This window comes from Streptomyces sp. NPDC026672, assembly GCF_040638185.1.
Taxonomy (GTDB): Bacteria; Actinomycetota; Actinomycetes; order Streptomycetales; family Streptomycetaceae; genus Streptomyces.
Map to the genome: position 1 here is coordinate 122,997 of NZ_JBEZXS010000007.1, position 22,262 is coordinate 145,258.

Sequence of the window (22,262 nt, forward strand, 5' to 3'; positions counted from 1 at the left end):
CCTGCGGGACGTGACCGTACCGAACCGGGTGTGGATGCCCGCGATGTGCCAGTACTCGGCCGAACCCGAGGGCCCCACGGTCGGTGCTCCGAACGACTGGCACCTCGCGCACTTCGCCGCCCGTGCCGCGGGTGGCACCGGGCTGATTCTCATGGAGGCCACGGCGGTCTCACCCGAGGGCCGGATCACCCCCTACGACCTGGGCCTGTGGAACGACACCCAGGTCGAGGGCTTCCGAAGGATCACCCGTTTCCTGGCCGCCCAGGGCGAGGCGCACGGGTGGCAGCCGATCGGCCCGAGCGCGGTCGCCTTCAGCGAGCGTCACCCCGTGCCCACGGAGATGACGGTCGATCAGATCCGTGAGGTCGTCCGGCAGTTCGCGGACGCGGCCCGCCGGGCCCTCGCCGCCGGATTCGAGATCGCCGAGATCCACGGCGCCCACGGCTACCTGATCAACCAGTTCCTGTCCCCGTACTCCAACCACCGCACGGACGCCTACGGCGGCTCGTACGAGAACCGCGTCCGGTTCGCACTCGACGTCGTGGACGCCGTACGGGAGGTCTGGCCCGAGAACAAGCCGCCGTAGGCGTCCGTCTCGCCCACGATCTGCACGCCCACGGGATCGACCTCCTCGACGTCTCCTCCGGCGGCATCGCCTCCGGGGTGAGCATCCCGGTCGGCCCCGGTTACCAGGTGCCCTTCGCCGCGCGGGTGAAGGCCGAGTCCCCGCTGAAGGTCGCGGCCGTAGGACTGATCACCGAGTCGGGACAGGCCGAGAAGATCATCACCAATGGGGAGGCCGACGCCGTCCTGATGGGCCGCGAACTGCTGCGCAGTCCCTCTTGGGCCCGCCACGCGGCGCGCGAACTGGGCGCCGAGGCCCATGTGCCGGATCAGTACCACCTGTCCGTCTGAACCGGCGTGTGTTGGTCATGAGGTCAGCTCCGAGGCCGATCGGACCGCCAGGCGGACGAGGGACGAGGGAATCGGAGCGTCCCGCAGGGGCTCGCCCGCGCGGGAGGTGACACGGAAGGTGTGGGACTCCCCAGGGAGGAGGGTGACCACGCAGGTGTCGACCGACAGGGTGTGCGGTGGAACGCCGAGGGTCGCGGCGAGGCGGTCGGGGAAGACACAGATGTCGCGGACGACCGTCCGCGCCGTGACCGTCACATCGAGGGCGCCGTCGGCGAAGGCCGTGGTCACCTCGCGGACGGGAGGCGGGGCGTTCAGGGCGCGGTCGGTGCGGTAGGCCCACGTCGTGCGTACGCCGTCCGCGTCCACGACCAGCAGCTCGGCGTGCGGGTCCGTCGGTGAGGCCACCGCCGGGTCCAGCCGCAGAGTGACCAACTCGCCCGCCGGGCAGGACGCTTGGAGCCGGGTGCGGGCCAACTCGCGGCCGTCGAGGCCGATGCGCAGGACGCTGACGTCCGGGGCCCAATCCGCCACGGTGTCGTTGACCAGGGTGAGCGCCAGCCCCTCGTCGCCCGTCGGATCGTGCGTCGGGCCCGGGGCGACGGGCTGCACGGTGGCCAGGCGCGGTGCGAAGGAGTGACGCAGCGCGTGCCAGAGCGGCTTCTCGATGCCGGCGACGTCGACCGCGGACCAACTGATCGCCGGCCAGCAGTCGTTGAGCTGCCAGACGACCGCCCCGCCGCAGCGCTCCCGCGAGCGCAGCCACTCGACCCCGGCGGCGACCGCGCGGGCCTGCACCAGTTGGGTGGCGAAGTGCCAGTCCGCGCCCTCCGCGGGTGTGGGCACATACGGCTGGAGGCCCCGGGTCAGCTTGTGCATGCCGTCGATGGCCCGCAGATGGTGCCGGGTCAGCGGGGAGGCGGGGCCGGGCGTCTCGCCGCCGAGCACCCGCTCCAGGGTGGTCCAGGCGGCGGGCCCGCACCAGCCCATCTCGGCGACGAACGACGGGTCGTGGTCCCGGTAGTGGGCGTAGTCCGCCTCGTTCCAGGCGTCCCAGAGGTGGCTCAGCCCGTGCGTGTCGGCCGCCGGGTCGGTGTCGAGGGTGCCGGACCAGGGCGAGTTGGGCACGTACGGCCGGGTCGGGTCGAGACGGGCGAGCACACCGGGCAGCACGTCGAGGTAGTAGCGCGCGCCCCACCCGCGCTCGCCGATCTGGTCGCCCCACCCCCAGTGGTGCCGGCCCAGTACCGTCTCGTTGCCGCCGCACCACACCACCAGGCTGGGGTGCGGTGCCATACGGGCGACGGCCTGTTCGGCCTCGGCGGTGACCAGCGCGGCGGTGTGCTCGTCCTCGCAGTAGGCGGCGCAGGCGAAGAGGAAGTCGTGCCAGACCAGGACGCCCCGTTCGTCGCAGGCGTCCAGGAACTCCTCGGTGGCGAAGTGGCCGCCGCCCCAGACCCGCAGCAGGTTGGCGTTGCCTGCGACGGCCTGGTCGATACGTTCGACGACGCGCCGCGGGGTGGCGCGACTGGGCAGGGTGTCGTCGGGGATCCAGTTGTACCCCCGGACGCGGACCCTGCGGCCGTTGACCACCAGGGCCCAGCGGGTGCCGAGCGCGTCGGGGGATTCGTCGACGGCGACGGAGCGCAGGCCGATGCGTACCGTGACCTCGTCCAGCGGTGCGCCGTCCAGGTCGAGGCGGGCGCGCAGCCGGTAGCGGGGCTGGGATCCCAGGCCCACCGGCCACCACAGTTCGGGATCGGCGACGGCGAGCGTCACCGCGACCTCCTGCCCGGTGACCTCGCCCGTGGCGTGTCCGGCCGCTCGCCCGTCGGGGCCGGTCAGCTCGACCAGGACGCGGGAGCCGGCGGGTGCGTCGACCCTGACATGTGCGGTGACCTCCGCACCGCGGTGGTCGTCGGCGAGCCGCACGAGCGGGCGGAGGTGGTCGATCCGGCCGGTGTACGTCTCCAGCCCGATGTCGCGCCAGATGCCGGCGGTGACGTAGTGCGGCCCCCAGTCCCAGCCGAAGTTGGCCGCCGCCTTGCGGACGTGCGGGTACGGTTCGTCGTACGGGGAGGGCAGCGGTCCGTGGTCGCGCTCGTGCGCGAGGGCGGCGTCCCAGGCGGAGGCGAATCGCACCTCGACGGTGTTGTCGCCGGGCGTCAGCACCTCGTCGACCGGCCACCGGTAGGTGAGGTGCTGGTCGCGGGCGGCACCGACGTGGTGTCCGTTGACGTACACCTCGGCGACGGTGTCCAGGCCGTCCGCGACCAGGTCGGTGCGGGTGCCGGGGTTCGGCCTCCAGTGGAAGGAGCGGCGGTACGACCACTGGGAGCGGCCCACCCAGTCCTGGGCCAGTTCGCCCAGTCCCACGTCGGGGTCGGCGAGATGACCGGCGGCGAGCAGCGCGGTGTGCACCTCGCCGGGCACCCGGGCGGGCAGCACGGTGTCACGGACCGCGGCCGGTGTGCCGTCGGGACCGTCCAGCCAGCTGAGTTCCCACTCGCCGCCGAGGTCGTGACGGGTTGCCGGTGGTGTCGGGGCGGCGGTGTGGGTGTGGGTGGGGGCAGTGGTGCTGAGTTCGGAACCGAGCGTCATTCCTTGACTGCTCCTGCGGTGAGGGCTTCCTGCATACGGCGGTTGGCGAGCGAGTAGGCGACGTACACCGGCAGAAGGGTCAGCACGGTGCCGGCGGTTAGCACACCGAAGTCGGTCGCGTCGGAGACCAGGCTGGGCAGCGCCACCTGGACGGTGCGGACGTCGGGCGCGGTGCCGGTGATGGTGAGGGAGAAGAGGTATTCGTTCCAGAAGGTGAGCAGTTGGAGGATCGTGACGCTCACGACGCCCGGCATGGCGATCGGCAGGAACACGTTGAACAGCAGCCGCCAGTTGCCGGCGCCGTCCAGCGCGGCCGACTCCACCAGCGCGGGCGGCACGGTCCTCATGAACTGGGTGAGCAGCAGCACCGACAGCGGCAGGGCGCTCGCCGGCAGCAGGAGCATCTGGAACTCGAGCGTGTAGAACAGGCGCATCTTGATGGCGAGGATCACGGTGGGGATCAGCGCCGCGAACGGCGGGATCAGGAAGCCCACCGAGAAGGCCCCGGTGACCAGGCGCGAGAGCCGGTTGTCCAGCCGGGCGAGCGCGAAGGACGCGGGCACCGCGAGGCCGAGCGTCAACAGGATCGAGACGACGGACACCAGCACCGAGTTCCACAGCGCCCGGCCCAGGTCGGCGGTCTGCCAGGCGGTGCGGAAGTTGCTCCAGAGCCAGTGCCCCGGCAGCGCGAAGGGGTGGCTGAAGATCTCGATGTTGGTCTTGAGGGCGCTCACCACGAGGTAGTAGAGCGGGGCGGCGAGCAGCAGCGCGTACAGCCACGACAGCGGGGTGGCGACCGGGCCGCCGCCGCGCCGCCGTGCGCGGCGCACGGTACGGCCACGGGTGCGGGCGGGCGAAGGAGTGGGGGCCGTCATCGGATCTTCTCCCGGGGGCTGCGCAGCAGCGCGCGGATCAGCAGCATCCCGGCGACGCCGATCAGCAGCAGGACGACACCGACGACCTGGCTGTAGCCGAGGTCGCTCTGCGAGAACGCCTTCGCGTACACCAGGTACGACAAGGTGGTGGACGAGGTGCCGGGGCCGCCCTTGGTGAGCAGCAGGATCAGCGCGGCGGAGGTGAACAGGGTCCACAGGAACTGGAGCATCGTCAGCGTGCGGACGTAGTCCTTGACCATGGGGAAGACGATCTGCCACATGATGCGCAGGCGCCCGGCGCCGTCGATCCTGGCCGCCTCGACCACGTCGCCGGGGACGCCGGCCAGCCGGGCGGCGAACAGCACGGCGGTCCAGCCGACGCCGCGCCACAGGTCGATGGCGATCAGGCTGGGCAGCGCGGTGCCGGGGTCGGCGAGCCAGGAGTGCGTGAGCGAGTCCAGGCCCAGCGCGTGCAGCAGGCCGTTGGCGCCGCCGTTCGGCGAGAGCACCCCGTAGAAGATCATGCCGGTGATGGAGATCGAGATCAGCCCCGGCGAGAAGTACAGCACGGACAGCACGCGGTAGCCGCGGGGTCTGGTGCTCAGGTGGTAACCGAGCATGAAGGCCAGCGGGATCATCACCGGGATGACGACGGCGACCTGCACGGCGCTGTTGCGCAGCGCGTCGCGGAAGACCGGGTCGCCGAGGACGTGCCGGACGTTGGCGGTGCCGACGTAGCCGGGGTCGTAGATGAGGCCCTTCCAGCGCAGGGTGGCGATGACGAACATCGCGACCAGCGGCCCCACCGAGAAGACGGCGAACCACACCAGGGACGGGACCGTCAGCCACAGCAGACGGGGGGTGTTCAGGCCGCCGCCGCCGCGGCGCCGTCGGCGGTCGGTGGGTGGTGGCGCGGCCGTGGGCGCGGCGCGGGTGCCGGCCGGGGTACCGGTCGAAGACGTCGGAAACGTCGAAGACGTCGAGAACACCGAGAACGCCGAGAACGTCGAGAACATGGACGGTTTCTTTCGGCCGGGGCGGAAGGGGTCTGGACGAGGAGGCGTCGGGCGGTGTCAGCCCTTGGTGGCGTCGTCGAGGCCCTTGCAGATCTTGTCGGGGGAGGACGTGCCGTAGGCCCCCGTCAGGACCTGGATGACCGGATCGGACGCGGCGCCGATCCACACGTCGGGCACCACGGCGTAGTCCACCGAGGTGTCGAGCTTCAGCGACTGCGACAGCAGCGGGTCGGTGGCGTAGGCGGAGAAGTCGCCGTCGGTGGGCGGCAGGATGCTCGCGTCCTTCACGAAGCGGCCGACGGTGGCGTCCTGGTAGAAGGAGGTGATGAACTTGCGCACGTTGCCGATGCGGTCCTTCGACGCGCCCCGCTTGGTGATCATGAAGCCGACGCCGGTGAAGCCCTGGAAGGCGGTGGGCTTCTTGAACGTCGATCCGGACGGGACGGGCAGACCGGCGAGGGTGGTGTGTGTCTCGATGCCGGTCCTGGAGCCCTTCGCCTCGGTGTACGCCCAGGAGCCGGCGGACATCATGGCGGCCTTGCCGGAGTAGAAGGCGGCGTACATCGCGTCGGCGTTCAGGCCCGCGGAGTCGTCCGCGAAGACCCCGGCGTCGCGCAGCCGTGTGAAGAGCTTGATGCCCCGCATCACCGACGGGGTGGCGCAGTAGCCGCCGCCCTGCATGACCTTCTCCATGGTCGCGGCGTCGGTGTAGGACTCGGCGATCTGGTAGAAGAGCTTCTGGCCGCTCCAGTCGTTGCCGCCCACGGTGAGCGGCTGGACGCCCTTGGCGCGCAACTTGGCGGCGGCGTCGACCAGTTCGTCGGTGGTGGCCGGGATCTTGTCGACGCCGGCCTTCTCGAGCAGGTCGGTGTTGTACCAGACCGGCCAGCTGAACCCGGAGAACGGCAGGCCCTGGAGCCGGCCGCCGGGTTTGCCGCCGACCCGCCACTCGTCGAGCGCGGCGGGCTTGAGCCGGTCGGCCAGGCCCCACTCCTCGACGTAGTCGTCGACCGGGACGGTGACACCGGCGTCCAGCCAGCCGAGCGTCTTGTCGTAGAGGTTGACGATCACCACGTCGGGGGACTTGCCGGCCGCGACGGCGTTCTCCACCTGGTCGTCGATGGTCTCCAGGCCGTCGGTGGCGTTGACCCTGACGCCGGTCTTCCTGGTGAACGCCTTGAACGTGTCGGCCTGCGCCGCCGCGGCGGTGTTGCCGGCCGACCAGCGTGTCACGACGTCGATCGAGTCGCTCGCGCCGGTGTCGCCCGCCTGGTCGCCGCCGGTGCCGCAGCCGCCCAGGCCGAGGGCGAGGGCGCTGACGACGGACACGGCCATGACGCGCAGGGCCCGGGGCCTGGTGCGGTGGTTCATGGAGCTCTTCCCTTGTTCGGAGACGTGCTCGAAGGTTGGAGATGTGCTCGAACGCGACACAGCGTCCATGAGGGGCAACCGGAAGTCAATAAGAAAGATTAGTAATCTATGTAAGTCGATCTCGGACGGACGGCCGCCAACGGCTCTGTGCGCAGCGGTCCGAGACGGGTCGTCAGATGCTGCCGCGGACCACCAGGCGGGCCGGCGGGGCGACGACGGTGGTGGCGGGAGCGCCGGCCAGAGCGCCGGCGAGGGTGTGGCCGGCCAGTTCGCCCAGGTCCTGCACGTCATGGCCGACCGCGCTCAGCGGCGGCACCGCCAACTGGCACAGCGCCGAGTCGTCCCAGGCCACCAAGGACAGATCGGTCGGCACGGCGAGCCCTAGCCGGTCGGCCTCGTGCAGGGCGCCCAGCGCCATCACGTCGTTGTCGAACACCACCGCGGTGGGCCGGTCGTCGAGTCCCGCCAAGACGGACAGCGCCCGTACGCCCGCGGCCTGGGAGTAGTCCCCCTCGAAGGTCGTGGTCCGCACGCCGTACGCCTCGGCCGCGGCCCGGAACGTCCGGCGCCGGATGATCGTGTGCGCCATCTGCGCCGGCCCGGCGACATGTCCGAGGTGGGTGTGTCCGGCGGCGACCAGCTCCGCCACCACCTCCCGCATGGCCACGTCGTCCTGCGTCCACACCGCGGGCAGGCCACCGGCGGTCTCCGGGTCGCCGATGACCACCGTCGGCATGCTCAACTCCTTGACCAGCGCCACCCGTTCGTCTCCGGGAAGCAGGTCGATGAGGATCACGCCCTGCACCTGGCCGTGCCGCGCCCAGGCCCGCATGCGCTCGCCGGCCCGCGCCACCGTGGCGACGACCTGGAGCAGCACCGGCACCCCGAGCGGCGTCAGGGCCCGTTCCATGCCGGCGATGAACTCGTGGAAGAACGGCTCCGCGCCCAGCACCTCGGCGTCCCGCACCAGGGCGAGCCCGACCGGGATGCCGCGCTTCGGCCGGGCCTCGGCGCTGGTCGCGGGCGCGGGCATGGGAGCCTCCCGGTGGTGGGTCTCGTCTAATGTCGTCCGTAACGTGGTCGTGCGACAGCGTACGGCGAACCGGGAGGTGGACGAGGGTGGCCCGTCGGGAGTCTGCGGCTGCGGGACCCGGCAGCCGCGCGCTCGTCGTCGACCTCATCAGGTCGTCGGGACCCATCAGCCGGGTGGAGTTGGTGAAGGCGACCGGGCTGACACAGCCGACGATCTCCAACATCGTGCGGCGGCTGATCGACGACGGCGTCGTGCGCGAGACCGGGGACACGGTCGCGACCGGCGGCAAACCGCGCACCATGCTGGTCATCAACTCCCGCGCGGCGTACGGCGTGGGCATCCACGTCGGAGCCGACGCGCTGACCTGTGTGGTGACCGACACCCGCGGTGGCACGGTGGGCCGCGAACTGGTCGCGGGGCCGGGCGGAGGGCCGGGCGCGGGCGGGGGACCGGGCGCGGGCCCGGACGGGCCCACGCGTGCGGGGGATCCCGGCCCCGACGGTCCCGGTCCCGGCTCCGACGGTCCCGGTCCCGGCTCCGACGGTCCCGGTCCCGGTTCCGACGGTCCCGGTTCCGATGGCGGTGCCCACGACATCGTGGACCGACTCGCCGCGCTCTACCGGGACGTGACGGAGGGCCTGGGCCTGGAGCCGCAGAGCGTCGCCGGGCTGGCCGTGGTCGGTCCGGGCCCGGTGGACGTGGCGCGCGGCGGCTTCCTCGCCCCGCCGGGGCTGCCGCACTGGGCGGGCCGGGACCTCAGCGCCGCCCTGGCCGCCCGGCTGGGCGTTCCCGTGCTGGTCGACAGCGACGCGGCGGCCGCCACGGTCGGCGAGTTCTGGGGACGCCAGGTCTCCCGGGAGCGCACGTTCGGATGCCTGTACATGAACTCGGGCATCGGCTCGGGCCTCGTGCTCGACGGCTCACTGCACCGCGGCGCCAGCTCCAACGCGGGAAAGATCGGACATGTGGCGGTGATCCGCGACGGTGAACCGTGCCCGTGCGGCAATCGCGGCTGCCTGGAGATGTACGCGGCGCCACGCGTGATGGTCGGACGCGCGCGTGCGGTGCCGGGGCTCGCGGAACGCCTGCGGATCCATCCGGCCGACCCGGACGGGAGGGCCTTCGACGTACTGGCGCGGGCCGCGGTCTACGGCGACGAGGCCGCCCGGGCGCTGGTCGACGAGTCGGCGGCGCTGCTCGCCGAAGGCGCGGTGGCGCTGGCCAACCTGTGGGACCTGGACACGTTGGTGCTGGCCGGACCCGGTTTCGCGGTCGCCGGATCGATCTACGTCAGCGAGATCCGGCGGCGGCTCGGCGAGCGGGCGTACACCCGCGACGTGCACGGCGTGCGCGTCCATCTGTCGAGCAATCCGCGGGACGCGGCGGCGATCGGCGGAGCCGCCCTCGTCCTCCAGGGCTCGGTCGCCCCGGGGCACGGTCCTCAACTGGCGGCCCGCGCCTAGCGGTTGCGCGGACGCGTGCACGGCCCGGATCGCGGACCGGTCACCAGGCATCCGTGCCAATTTTCGTCGGATGTATTGATGCCCGCCCTTTCATAGATTACTTATCTAACGATCGTGCGCCGCCTCTCCCTTCGTAGGAGCCCCCCATGAGACGCCTCTTGAAGCACCCCTGGAGTCCGTTGTCCGCCGCGGTCGCCGCCGTCGCACTCGCCGTCCTCGCCCTGCCGGGGGCGGCACCGGCGCACGCGGCTGCCGCTCTCCGCGTCATCCACGTCGCCAAGAACGGCAACGACGCCAACTCCGGTACCCAGGCCGCTCCGTACCTGACCATCAACCGCGCGGCCCAGGTGGCGCAGCCCGGTGACACCGTGCTGGTGCACGCCGGGCTCTACCGCGAGACGGTCAAGCCCGCGCGCGGCGGCACCGACGAGGCACACCGGATCACGTACACCAACGCCGGGGACGGCGAGGTCACCGTCAAGGGCTCCGAGGAGGTCAACTCCTGGGCGCGCGGCAGCGGCAACGTCTGGAGCGTCACCCTGCCCAACAGCTATTTCGGCGACTACAACCCGTACGCCACCGGTCAGCCGCAGGGCGGCGGCGGAGGCACGTTCCCCGGCTACACCGCGGGTGACGTCTACCTCGACGAGACCGCGTACTACGAGAAGCCGTCACTGAGCGGTGTGCAGAGCGCGCCCGGCACCTGGTACTCCGAGGTGGGTTCGGGCGGCACCACCATCTGGGCCAACTTCAACGGCGCCGACCCCAACGCCCGCCTCGCCGAGATCAACGTACGCCGGCAGGTGTTCGCCCCCGACGTCTGGGGCCTGGGCTACATCACCGTCAACGGCTTCACGGTCAAGCACGCGGCCAACACCTACTCGGACTTCCCGGACAGCCCGACACGGCGGCAGGCCGGCGCGATCAGCGTCTACGGCGGACTGAAGTGGGTCATCGAGAACAACATCGTGATCAACGCCCGCACCATAGGCATCGACATCGGCCTCAGCAACGACGAATGGGCCGGCAACCGACCGGGCACGACACGCACGGACTTCCACAACACCGGCGCGTACGGCTCGCACGTGGTCCGCAACAACTACATCGCCAAATGCGGGCAGTCGGGCATCGCGGGCGTCTTCTCGTGGCACTCGCAGATCCTCTACAACATGATCGAGGACACCAACTACCGCAACGAGTTCAGCGGCGCGGAAACGGCCCCGATCAAGGTCCACTACATGAACGAGGGCCTGATCAAGGGCAATTACGTCAAGAACTCCAAGGGCGGCAACTCCGCGGGCATCTGGACCGACTGGGGCAACCAGAACGTCCGCATCACCGGCAACATCGTGATGAACAGCCCCTGGGGCTACTACGCCGAGGCGGTCTTCGGGCCGATCCTGGTCGACAACAACGTCTTCATCGGCAACAGCGACATCCGCACGCTGGACGCGACCGGTGTCGTCTTCGCCAACAACCTCTTCATCAACAACGGGACCATCCGCAACGACGGCGGCGGCCGGGACGCGTACTACTTCCAGCCCGGCACCATGAACCAGACGACGGCGCGCACCTCGCCGCAGAAGTTCTTCTGGTACAACAACGTCGTCCAGGGCTCGGCACTGCCCGACAACACCACGGACAAGACGCAGGTCAAGGAAGGCAATGCGACCGGCGCCGTGTCCAACGTCCAGTACACGGCGACCAACACCCGGATGAAGCTCAGCTTCGACCTGGACGCCTCCGCCATCCACGGCAACACCCCGGTCACCCAGGCCCGCGTGGGCACCATGCCGCTGGCGAACCAGCGCATCGCCGCGGACGTGACCACCGACTTCTTCGGCCGGCCGGTCGCCACCTCCGACACCATGGCCGGGCCCTTCGCCGCCGCGCACGACGGCGGCAACTCCTTCACGCTGTGGCCGCCCGCCGGCCAGACCGTCCCGACCCCGCCGGCCCCGCCCGCCGGTACCCCGGTGAACCTGTCACTGGGCGCCGCCGCCAAGGCCACCGCCTCCTACCAGGACGGCGACCACCTCGCCTCCGCCGCCGTCGACGGCAATGGCTCCTCGCGCTGGTCCAGCGACCACAGCAACGACCCGGGCGCCTGGATCCAGGTCGACCTCGGCGCCGAGTACGCCGTCTCCACCGCGGTGCTCAACTGGGAGGCCGCGTACGGAAAGGCGTACAAGGTCCAGGTCTCCGACGACTCCACACACTGGAGCGACGCCTACTCCACCACGAGCGGGCAGGGCGGCACCGAGACGGTGGGCGTCAACAGGAACGCACGCTACGTACGCATGCAGGGCGTCACGCCCGCCACCCAGTACGGCTACTCCCTCTGGGAGTTCGAGATCTACGGCACCGCCCTCGGCGGCCAGGCGGCGGTGTTCGGCGCCGGAAGCCACGATCTGCCCGCGCTCCAGGCCAAGGGCATCGCCAACGATTCGATCTCGTCCCTGCGTGTCACCTCCGGCAGTTGAGGAGCGAGCCCCCCTCATGAATCCCGCAATGAATCCCGCACCCCCACGCACCAGCACCGGCGGAAGACGACTGCTCGGCGTCGCCGTGGCCCTCTTCCTGCTGCCGACGACGGCGCTCGGCTCGCCCGCCTCGCGCGCCGCCGACACCCGGGCCGCATCGGCCGTCGGCGCAGCCGCCGTCGGCTCACCGACCGTGGCACCCTCCACCACGTATCCGACGACGTACGGCAACTGGCAGGACGGGCTGCTGGCGGGCAACGGCAAGCAGGGCGTCATCGTCTTCGGCAACCCGCGCAACGACACCGTCGTCTTCGACGACAAGGACTTCTTCATGGCGCGGACGGAGGCCCGCCCGCACCGCACCTTCAACACCGTCAGCCAGAACGACATCAACAAGATCCGCGACCAGTTGATCGCCGGTCAGTACCAGCAGGCCAACCAACTCGCGGCGGACGTACAGGGCTACCAGGGCGGCGGCGAGGGCAGCAAGCACCCCGGCTACAAGATGACCCTCCAGATGCCCGACGCCGGACAGGTCAGGAACTACGTCCGCTCCACCGACTACGCGGCGGGCGTGGTGAAGGTCAACTGGACCGACGACAAGGGAGCGTGGGAACGGGCCTCGTTCGTCTCCCGCACCGACGGCGCCACCGTCCAGTACCAGGCGGCGCCACCCGGCCAGAAGCAGACCGTCACCCTGGGCCTGTCCATCGACCCGGGCATGAACCTGCTCAACAAGGGCGTCACCTACACCACCAACAACAGCACCGACTTCCTCGACCTGCGGGCGAAGTACCCGGCCGGCAGCTACAACGCCGGCTACGAAGGCGTCACCCGCATCATCACCGACGGCACCAAGACGCTCAGCAACGGCCAGGTCACCGTCTCCAACGCCGGCTACGTCCTGCTGCTGACCCTGACCCAGCGCTACAACGGCACCTACAACGGCGGTGTCCCCGCCGAACAGGACTGGGGCAAGAACCTGCTCCAGCAGAAGCTCGCCGGACTGAGCACCAGTTACCCGACCCTGCTCAGCCGGCACACCACCGCCCACAGCGCGATCTTCAACCGGGTCTCGTTCGACCTGGGCGCCAGTGCGCAGGACCGCGCCAAGTCCACCGAGCAACTGCTCGCCGAGCAGAAGGCGTCCTCGTCCCCGGTCCCGGCGCTGTACGAGCGGATGTTCTACGCCGGTCGCTACCACCTGCTCGGCTCCAGCAACGAGAGGGCCGCACCCGACCTGCTCGGCAACTGGACCGGTGACAGCAACGTCGGCTGGGACGGCTACTACCATCTGGACGCCAACCTCAACCTCCAGATCTCCAGCGGCAACATCGGCAACATGCCGGAGGCCATGGCGGGCTACTTCTGGCTCAACCAGCAGTGGCAGAAGGACTTCGAGACCAACGCGAAGAAGCTCCTCGGCACCCGCGGCATGCTCACCGGCGGCAACACCCCCAACGGCGAGGGCCTGATCTCCAACATCAACTACGACTACCCCTACCAGTACGTCACCGGCGGGGAGTCCTGGCTGCTCCAGCCGTTCTGGGAGTACTACGAGGTCACCGGGGACAGGGCGTTCCTGGCCGACAAGTACTACCCGCTCATCCGTGACATGGGCGACTTCTACGAGGACTTCCTCGTCAAGAAGGACGGCAACGGCGACTACGTCTTCGCCGGCTCCATCTCACCGGAGAACACCCCGCCCGGCGGAACACCGCTGACGGTCAACTCCGTCTACGACATCTCCGGCGCCAGGTTCGCCCTCACCACGCTCATCCAGACCGCCAAGACCCTCGGCCGCGACGCCGACAAGATCCCGGTCTGGCAGGAGAAACTCGACAACCTGCCGCCCTACCTGATCAACAACGACGGCGCGCTGGCCGAGTGGGCCCGGCCCGACCTGGCGAACAGGAACAACTACCAGCACCGCCACTCCAGCGGTCTCATGCTGGTCTGGCCCTACCGCGAGATCACCCCGGAGACCAACCTCGCCCAGTACAAGGCCGCCCAGGTCTTCCTCCAGAAGAAGGACCAGGGCAGCTACGAGAACGCCGGCCACGGGCTGCTGCACGGCGCGCTCGTCGCCGCCGACCTCAACCAACCGGACTCCGTCGGCGCCAAACTGCTGAGGTTCGCCAAGGACGACTACTACTACAGCAGCATGGCCACCTCCCACTACAACAACCACAACACCTTCGCCACCGACGTCGTCAACTCCGTGCCCACGGTGATGATGGAGATGCTGGCCGCCACCCGGCCGGGCACACTGGAGCTGCTGCCCGCACTGCCCAGGGGCCTGGACAAGGGCTCCGTCTCCGGCATGCTCGGCAAGGGGCAGTTCACCATCGACAACCTGAGCTGGGACACCGCCGCCCACACCGCGAAGGTCACGCTCACCTCGAAGACCGACCAGAACCTGACGCTGATCCAGCGCTCGGGCATCTCGTCGATCACCGGTGACGGCGTGACCGTCCAGAGCTCGCCCCTGGGCGCCATCGCCCGCGTCCTGCCGCTCCAGGCGGGCAGGACCGTCACCGTCGACCTCACGATGAACGCCCCGAGGACCAACCTGGCCCAGGGCAGGCCGGCGACCGCCCTCTCCCAGTCCAACGCCGACCAGTCCGCCGCCAAGGCATTCGACGGCGACCTGAACACCCGCTGGAGTGCCGGCCAGGACCCGAACAACTGGATCCAGGTCGACCTCGGCAGCACGTACACCCTCTCCGAGGTGGATCTGCTGTGGGAGGCGTCGTACGCGAAGTCCTACAGGATCCAGGGGTCCACGGACGGCTCCACCTGGCACGACCTGTACACCCGGACCGACTCGTCGGGCGGCACCGAACGCATCCCCGTCAGCGGCCAGGCGAGATACGTCCGCATGCAGGGCAGCCGACTGTCGGGCCAGTGGGGCTACTCGCTCTACGAGATGCAGGTGTACGGCTGACCAGGCGCGGGTGATTCCCTCGCACCGATCCGGAGCGAGGGAATCACCCGCGGCATCACAGCGAGGCGCGGGATCACGGGAGGAGGAAATCCCGTCGCGGACTCAGTGTCCGAGGACCGCCATGGCGGCGTTGTGCCCCGGGATGCCACTCACTCCGCCGCCGCGCACCGCGCCCGCCCCGCACACGAAGACGTTCTCGTGCGCCGTCTCGACACCCCAGCGCCCGGTTGTCTCGTCGCCGTGGGGGAACGACAGGTCGCGGTGGAAGATGTTGCCGGCCGGCAGTCCCAGTTCCGCCTCCAGGTCCAGCGGCGTCCTGGCCTCGACGCAGGGGCGACCCTCGGAGTCGAGGCCCAGACAGTCGGCGATCGGCTCCTCCAGACAGGCGTCCAGCGGGGCCAGGACGGCGCGCAGCGCCTCCTCGCGCGACACGGCACGGGCACCCTCGAAGAGCCTGGCCGGCATGTGCAGACCGAACAGCGTGAGGGTGTGGTACCCGCGTTCCACCAGGTCCGGTCCGAGGATCGAGGGGTCGGTCAGTGAGTGGCAGTAGATCTCGGACGGCGGCGCGCTCGGCAGCCGACCCGCCGCGGCCTCCCGGTAGGCGGAGTCGAGTTGGGCGTACGACTCGGCGATGTGGAAGGTGCCGGCGAACGCGGCACGGGGATCCACGGCACGGTCGCGCAGCCGCGGCAGGCGGCGCAGCAGCATGTTGACCTTCAACTGCGCGCCCTCGGGCGCGGGTCGGGTCGGTTCGTCACCCAGCAGGTGGGCCAGTGCCGAGGGTGCGACGTTCGCCAGGACCGATCCCGCCGCCACGGTCCCCTCGCTCTCGTGGGCGCGGTAGCGCACCTCGGCGGTGGCGCCGTCGGTGGCGATGCCCACCACCGTGTGGTCGACGAGGATCTCGGCGCCCGCGGCGAGGGCGGCGTCCCTCAGGGCGTCGGTCAGCGCGCCCATCCCGCCGAGGGGGACGTTCCAGTCGCCGGTGCCGTTGCCGATCACGTGGTACAGGAAGCACCGGTTCTGACGCAGCGACTCGTCGTGGGCGTGGGTGAACGTCCCGATCAGCGCGTCGGTGAGGACCACACCGCGCACGAGGTCGTGCGAGAACCTCGACTCGATCGTCTCCCCCAGGGGGCGCTCGAACAGCGCCTCCCACGCCTCCTTGTCGTCGACGACGCGCTCCAGTTCGGCGCGGCTCGGCAACGGACCGGTGAGCGTGGGGAAGACCCGCTGGGCAAGCCGATGGGTCATGCCGGAGAAGCGCTGCCATGCCGCGAACTCGCTGTCCGAGCCGGTGAGTTCACGGAACGAGTGACGGGTCCGCTCGTCGTCGGCGTCCACCAGCAGCCCCGTCGGCCGGCCGTCGACCAGGGTGGGCGTGTAGGAGGAGACCTGGCGCCTGCGGACCCGGAACCGCAGCCCGAGGTCATCAACGATCTTGTTCGGCAGCAGGCTGACCAGGTACGAGTAGCGCGACAGCCGGGCGTCCAGGCCGCTGAACGCCTGGGTCGACACCGCGGCGCCGCCGGTGTGGTCCTGTCGTTCCAGGACGAGGACGCTGCGTCCGGCGCGGGCCAGGTACGCGGCGGCCACGAGCCCGTTGTGGCCGCCTCCCACGACGACGGCGTCGTAGGAGGAACGCGCGGGCCGGGCGGGCTCGCCGGCGCCACGGGCGGAGGGGGAGGGGAAGGGGAAGGGGGAAGGGACAGCGGAAACGGGGGAGTGCACCAGAACCTCCAGAGGCTGATGTGCTGGGGGATCGGACGGCTTCGTCCGCCTCCCGGTCGACACGCTCCCGCAGGGGCACAGGCCGGTCCGGCCCGCCCTCGAAGCAGGAGATGTGCACCGGGAAGCGGTGGTCTAGAGCCCGGTCTGCCAGTGCGGTTCGGGGATCACGGGGCACATGACCTCGCGAAGGCGGACGGTCACCACCCCGGGTACCGTCGCCTCGTCGAAGCTCCATCGGCCTGCCACCCGCACTGTCTAACAGGTGAGCCGATCCCGGGCAATACCACCGCCCGTTACCGCACCGTCGCCCGCCCTGTCGGAGGCACGTGTCGGAGCACTTGTCCCGGCAAAGCTGAACCCACGATCAGCACGCTTCTGGAGACGCGCCGATCGGTCGGCCTTAAGTGCGCACTATTGACAGGGGATCGTGTCGGACCGAAGACTGAATGACGATTCAGTAGCTTGGGTTCCGTCAGCGGCGGGCTGAGGGTGCGAGAGGGCTGCACCCTGGACGAGGTGCGGGGTCCGGCCGCGGGCATGACCGCCAAGGAGGCGCTCTACTACTCCCCGCGGAACCGGTACATCCCGTTCGGAGGGGCCAAGGGCGGCATCGACTGCGATCCGCACGACCCCCGGACGCGCGGGATCCTGACCCGCTACCTCCAGGGCGTGCGCGCCATCGTCGAGCGGCACTGGACCACCGGTGAGGACCTGGGCCTCCAGCAGTCCTTCCTCGACGAGGTGATGACCGGCATCGGCCTCGAGTCCTCGATCCAGGCGGTGTATCCGCTGCTGGAGGACCGGGACGAGGCCGTCGACCGACTCGCCCGCGCCTTCGACCTTGAAGTGGACGGGATCGGGCTCGGAGAACTCGTCGGCGGATGCGGCGTCGCCGAGAGCGTCCTGACGGCCATGGAGGAACTGGGCAGGCCCGTCACCGGCGCACGCGTGGTCGTCCAGGGCTTCGGCTCCATGAGTGGTGCCTCCGCCCGCTACCTGCACCGCGCGGGAATGAAGGTGGTCGGTGTCGCCGACGGTGTGATCACCAACCCGGACGGGCTCGACGTCGAAGCGCTCCTGCGCGCGCGGAGCCCCCTCGGCGAGATCGACCGCGGTGTACTGCGCCCCGGCGACGTCGAGTTGCCCTGTCGCGGTGGCACTCCGTGGACACCGACGTCCTCGTACCGGCCGTCGTGTCCTACTGCGTCACCGCGCGGAACCAGGACGAGATCAAGGCGTACCTCGTCGCCGAGGCAGCCAACATGCCGGTCCTGCCCGACGCGGAGGCGGCCCTCACCGCCCGCGGTGTCACGGTCGTTCCGGATTTCGTGGCGAACTCCGCGACCAACGCGTGGTGGTGGTGGACCCTGTTCGGCGACATCGACGCCTCGGTGGACGAGGCCGAGTCGAAGATCCGCGGTGAGATGCGGCGCATCGTGCACGATCTCTTCGCCCGTGGCCGGGAGACCGGACGCACCCTGCGTGAAGCCGCCCGAGAGTTCACCACCGTGCAACTCGCCGCGATCGACGAGCGCTTCGGACTCGCATGAGCGGCGCGCCCGCGGCCTCCGACAGCGGGAACCGGGCCGCGTCCGGCTCCCTCACGCCCTTCTCCGCACCTCGCTCCGTCGCGGTGATCGGGGCCACCGAGGCGGAGTCCAAATGGGGCTACTGGCTCGCGAAGGGCGCCCTGGCAGGGGCACACCGACGACACCGGTCACACCCTTCGATTCCCCGTGGTCCTGAAGGCCAATTGGCTCGACCACAAGAGCGAGCACGGTGGCGTCCGGCTCGGCATCACGGCACCCGCGGCCCTCGCGCGCGCACTCGACGACATGCGGGCCCGGCTGGGGAACGGACCCTACGTGGTGGAGGAGCAGGACGTTCGGCACGACGTCGTCGAGATCCTCGTCGCCGGGCGCAGGGACCAGGACTTCGGCCCGACGATCACCGTCGGCGCCGGCGGCACCGAGACCGAACTGCGCCGCGACGTGATCACCGAACTGGCGCCCGTGACCCCCGAGGTCGCGCGGGCGATGGTCGGACGACTGGCCTGCCATCCCCTGCTGACGGGCTGGCGGGGCAAGCCGGCCACCGACGTCGACGCCCTGGTCCGGGCCGTCGTCGCCGTCTCCCGAGCGATCGCGTCCCGCACCACCCTCGCCGAACTGGAGATCAACCCCCTGAGCGTGGCGCCCGGAGGAGTGCTCGCCGTCGACGCGCTCACCGTCGCCGTGCGGGACTCCCACCAGGAAGAGAGCGAACGATGAACGACCCCGACCCCTCCGCCGGGTTCCGGAACACCGCCGAGGCGGGCACCTCATGACGCGTCTCACCGGCGGCGGGGCCCTGGTCGCCGCCCTGGCCGCACACGGCGTCGACACGGTCTTCGGCATCCCCGGCACACACAACCTCGCCGCCTACGCCGCGATGCCCGCCCATGGGATCAGACACATCTCCGCGCGCCACGAACAAGGCGCGGGCTACGCCGCCGACGGCTACGCGCGCTCGACCGGCCGAACCGGCGTCGTGATCACCACGACGGGACCGGCCCTCCTCAACGCCGCCGCCGCGGCGGCCCAGGCCCACTCCGACTCCGTACCCGTCCTCCTCGTCTCGCCCGGCATGCCCCTGACCCACCCCGGCCTGGGCAACGGACTGCTCCACGAGGCCAAGAACCAGACCGGCGCCATGGCCGCCCTCGTCGGCTACAGCCACCGGGTCGCGAGCATCGCCGAGATCCCGTACGCCGTGGCGCGGGCGTTCACCGCCATGGCCTGCGGACGCCCGCGCCCGGTCCACCTGGAGATCCCCCTCGACCTCCTCGTCGCGGCCGCCGACGTCGAGATCGTCCAGGCCGCCGCACCACCGGTCGTGACCCCCTTCGCCCAGGTGCTGGCCGCTGCCGCCGAACGGATCGCCGTCGGCCGTCTCCCGCTCGTCATCGCGGGCGGTGGCGCCGGTGGGGCACCGGACCAGGTCCGGCGATTCGCCGAGACACTGGGCGCACCGGTCATCACGACCGCCAACGGCAAGGGAACACTCCCCGAGGACCACCCGCTCGCGGTCGGAGCCGGTGTCCAGCACCCCTGCGTCCACGACGCCGTCGCCGAGAGCGACTGCGTCATCGCGATCGGCACCGAGCTGGCCCCTGCGGACTGGTGGACCGGCCTTCCCGGCTTCGGCACCGAGCTGATCCGTATCGACATCGACGCCGGCACCGTCAACACCAACGCCGTCGCCTCGCACGCACTCGTCGGAGACACGGCCGCGACCCTCGACGCGCTCCTCGAACTGCTGACGTTCGACACACCACCCGACGCCGAGGACCGGGCCACACGACTGCGGCGGCGCCACCGCGCCGACGCCGCCCGAGAAGGCGCGCCCTGGCTCGACATCACCGAGGCACTGCGATCCGCGCTGCCCCGCGACGCGATCGTCGCGGGCGACAGCGCCATGGCCTGCTACTACGGAGCGCTGTCCAACCTCCCGCTGCACCGGCCCCGAGCGTTCCTGTACCCGACCGGATTCGGCACGCTGGGCTACGGGCTCCCCGCCGGCATCGGCGCCAAGGTCGCCGCCCCGGACACACCCGTGCTCGTCCTCCAGGGCGACGGCGGCACCATGTTCACCGTCGCCGAACTGGCCGTGGGAGCGGAACTCGGCCTCGCCCTCCCGGTCCTCGTCGTCGACAACGGCGGCTACGGCGAGATCCGCGACGAGATGGCCGACCGGGGCGAACCCGTGCACGCCGTCACCTTTCCGGGCCCGGACTTTCCCGCACTGGCCCGGTCGCTCGGATGCCACGGCCGGCACATCGGAACGGTCGCCGACCTCGGGCCCGCGATCACCGAAGCGTTCGACGCCGACCGGCCCACCGTGCTGCACGTGCACGAGGACAGCCGGTCGTCGTCCCGGATGTGAACCCCCACGGAACCCCACGGCAGGAGCACCGACCATGGCGACACCATCGACCGAACCCTGGCCGCTCACCGACGAGCAGCCCGCGATCGTCCAGCTCACCCGGGAATTCGCGGCCGAAGTGATCAGGCCCCGGGGCCGCGAGGTCGACGAGGCGGACGTGGTGTCCCCGGTCGACATCTTCCGGGCGGCGTCCAGAGTGGGCATCACCGACTTCATGATTCCCGAGGAGTTCGGAGGCGGAGGGTTCACCGACGTCTTCACGCAGTGCCTCGTCCAGGAGCAACTGTGCTGGGGCGACCCGGGCATCGGGAACTTCGTGTGCTCGGGCGGTTTCTTCGCCGACCCCGTACTCGCCCTCGGTACCCCCGAGCAGAAGGAGCGGTGGCTCCGGCCGATCACCGGAGTCGACCCGCTGATCACGGCCCTCGCCACGACCGAGCCGGAGTCCGGTTCGGACTCCGCGTCGATCGTCACCAGAGCGGTCAGGGCCGACGCCGGATACCGGCTCACCGGCCAGAAGGCATGGATCTCCAACGCCGGCCTCGCCGACCAGTACGTCGTCTTCGCCAAGACCGCCCCCGGCCTGCGTGCCAGGGGCGTGACGGCCTTCCTCGTCGGCAAGGACACCGCCGGACTGACGTTCGGCGAGCCGATGAAGAAGATGGGGCAGCGTGCCATCGTGTGCCGCGAGATCCTCCTCGACGGGGTCTTCGTACCGGACGAGAACCGGCTCGGCGGCGAGGGGGAGGGGTTCTACGGGCTCATGCGCACCTTCGACATCTCCCGGACCGTGCTCGCCGCGGCGGCCACCGGCGCCGCACGCGCCGCCTACGAGTTCGCCCTGGACTACGCGCGCACCCGCTCCCAGTTCGGCAAGCCGATCATCGAACACCAGGCGGTCGCCTTCCGCCTCGCGGACATGGCGACGCGCATCGAGTCCGCCTGGCTGCTCACCCTGCACGCCGCCCGGCAGCTCGACGCGGGGCAACCGGCCACCGGACTCGCCGCGATGGCGAAACTGCAGGCGAGCGAGACGGCCATGTTCGTCACCTGGGCGGCCGTCCAGACCCTCGGGGGCTGGGGCTACTCACGCGAGTACCCCGTCGAGCAGTGGATGCGCGACGTGAAGCTGGAGGAGATCGAGGAAGGCACGTCCGACATCATGCGGCTGGTCATCTCCCGCAACCTCTGAACCGCGATGTGGGCGGGTGCCCGCTCACGGCCGTGGGGTCGGGTCACTCCCGAACGGTTGCCGGGGCCGTGGTGTCGCGTGTCCCGGTCCGGTCCGACAGGGGTGTCTCCACTGCCAGTTCGCGGGTGATCTCGTCCTGGAGCCACTTGCGCAATTGGTCGCGCGAGAGGCTGGTCCGCTGGACGAGGGACCGCACCGCGAGGCCGTCCAGCAGCGCCGTGAGGCGGGTGGCCGACGTGCCGGGGTCCTCCGACGCGAAGACGCCGTCGGCGACGCCGTCGGAGATGACCCCGGCGATCTCTTCGACCCAGCGTTCCTGCAGCTCACCGACCACCTTGGCGATGTTCTTGTCGCGCAGCGCCAGGGACCACGCGTCGATCCACACCTGCCAGCCGCGGGCCTGCCCGGTGGGCCCGTACCACTCCAGGGCCTCGGAGAGCCTTTGGAGCGGTGACCTCGCGGAGCGCACGATACGCCCCAGGGTGGACAGATCACGCTCGGCGGCCCTGATGAGGGCCTCGCTCAGCAGCCGCTCCTTGGTGTCGAAGTGATACATGATCAGCGCTGGGCTCACACCCATGGCGGAGGCGACGTCCGACACCCGCACGGATGACATCCCGAGCACCCTGATCTGGTTCAGGGTCTCCTCAAGCACTTCGAGTCGGCGATCGTCAGCGTTCTTGCGAGCCATGCCCGAACTATCTCACCCTC

The 22,262-nt window shown here is 70.5% G+C and carries 12 protein-coding genes and 3 pseudogenes; 8 read left to right on the top strand and 7 right to left on the bottom strand.

What is annotated here, in order from left to right; genetic code table 11:
• The first annotated feature begins 34 nt into the window (after positions 1-34).
• A pseudogene (locus tag AB0F77_RS10485) lies at positions 35-915 on the top strand (NADH:flavin oxidoreductase/NADH oxidase).
• 15 nt (positions 916-930) lie between these two features.
• On the opposite strand, the gene AB0F77_RS10490 reads toward AB0F77_RS10485, so the two are convergent.
• The 5 genes from AB0F77_RS10490 to AB0F77_RS10510 form a co-directional block, all read right to left on the bottom strand.
• Positions 931-3,513: a glycoside hydrolase family 2 TIM barrel-domain containing protein gene (locus AB0F77_RS10490; protein ID WP_361944632.1), complete on the bottom strand. Its 2,583-nt coding sequence runs from the start codon at positions 3,511-3,513 to the stop codon at positions 931-933.
• Positions 3,510-4,388, bottom strand: a complete 879-nt coding sequence (locus tag AB0F77_RS10495; protein ID WP_361944635.1) for a carbohydrate ABC transporter permease — start codon at positions 4,386-4,388, stop codon at positions 3,510-3,512. The genes AB0F77_RS10490 and AB0F77_RS10495 overlap by 4 nt, the downstream gene beginning before the upstream one ends.
• Positions 4,385-5,404, bottom strand: a complete 1,020-nt coding sequence (locus AB0F77_RS10500; protein ID WP_361944638.1) for a sugar ABC transporter permease — start codon at positions 5,402-5,404, stop codon at positions 4,385-4,387. The genes AB0F77_RS10495 and AB0F77_RS10500 overlap by 4 nt, the downstream gene beginning before the upstream one ends.
• Positions 5,405-5,461: 57 nt before the next feature.
• Entirely contained in the window at positions 5,462-6,775 is a 1,314-nt protein-coding gene (locus tag AB0F77_RS10505; protein WP_361944641.1) for an extracellular solute-binding protein, read from the bottom strand.
• A gap of 172 nt (positions 6,776-6,947) precedes the next feature.
• Complete coding sequence (locus tag AB0F77_RS10510) at positions 6,948-7,808, bottom strand: substrate-binding domain-containing protein (protein WP_361944644.1); 861 nt, start codon at positions 7,806-7,808, stop codon at positions 6,948-6,950.
• Positions 7,809-7,894: 86 nt separating this feature from the next.
• Between AB0F77_RS10510 and AB0F77_RS10515 the strand changes: the two genes are divergently transcribed.
• The 3 genes from AB0F77_RS10515 (at position 7,895) to AB0F77_RS10525 (ending at position 14,701) form a co-directional block, all read left to right on the top strand.
• Entirely contained in the window at positions 7,895-9,271 is a 1,377-nt protein-coding gene (locus AB0F77_RS10515) for an ROK family transcriptional regulator (RefSeq protein ID WP_361944647.1), read from the top strand.
• Between the two features lie 146 nt (positions 9,272-9,417).
• Positions 9,418-11,754 carry a discoidin domain-containing protein gene (locus AB0F77_RS10520; protein ID WP_361944649.1) on the top strand — a complete coding sequence of 779 codons (2,337 nt, stop codon included), beginning with the start codon at positions 9,418-9,420 and terminating at the stop codon, positions 11,752-11,754.
• Positions 11,755-11,770: 16 nt separating this feature from the next.
• A complete protein-coding gene (locus AB0F77_RS10525) occupies positions 11,771-14,701 on the top strand; it encodes a glycoside hydrolase N-terminal domain-containing protein (RefSeq protein ID WP_361944652.1) in 2,931 nt (976 codons plus the stop codon).
• Between the two features lie 102 nt (positions 14,702-14,803).
• Here AB0F77_RS10525 and AB0F77_RS10530 read toward each other — a convergent pair whose 3' ends face one another.
• On the bottom strand, positions 14,804-16,324 hold the full coding sequence (locus AB0F77_RS10530; protein ID WP_361945114.1) for an NAD(P)/FAD-dependent oxidoreductase: 1,521 nt from the start codon (positions 16,322-16,324) through the stop codon (positions 14,804-14,806).
• Positions 16,325-16,909: 585 nt separating this feature from the next.
• On the opposite strand from AB0F77_RS10530, the pseudogene AB0F77_RS10535 reads away from it, so the two are divergent.
• The 4 genes and pseudogenes from AB0F77_RS10535 to AB0F77_RS10550 all read left to right on the top strand — a co-directional run.
• Positions 16,910-17,985: pseudogene (locus AB0F77_RS10535) on the top strand (Glu/Leu/Phe/Val dehydrogenase dimerization domain-containing protein); the annotation flags it as partial.
• A gap of 183 nt (positions 17,986-18,168) precedes the next feature.
• Positions 18,169-18,705, top strand: a pseudogene (locus AB0F77_RS10540) (acetate--CoA ligase family protein); the annotation flags it as partial.
• Between the two features lie 52 nt (positions 18,706-18,757).
• Entirely contained in the window at positions 18,758-20,359 is a 1,602-nt protein-coding gene (locus AB0F77_RS10545; protein ID WP_361944655.1) for a thiamine pyrophosphate-binding protein, read from the top strand.
• 34 nt (positions 20,360-20,393) lie between these two features.
• Positions 20,394-21,551: an acyl-CoA dehydrogenase family protein gene (locus tag AB0F77_RS10550; protein ID WP_361944658.1), complete on the top strand. Its 1,158-nt coding sequence runs from the start codon at positions 20,394-20,396 to the stop codon at positions 21,549-21,551.
• Between the two features lie 43 nt (positions 21,552-21,594).
• Here the strand turns inward: AB0F77_RS10550 and AB0F77_RS10555 are convergent, their stop codons facing one another.
• On the bottom strand, positions 21,595-22,242 hold the full coding sequence (locus AB0F77_RS10555) for a TetR/AcrR family transcriptional regulator (protein WP_361944661.1): 648 nt from the start codon (positions 22,240-22,242) through the stop codon (positions 21,595-21,597).
• Between the last annotated feature and the right edge of the window lie 20 nt (positions 22,243-22,262).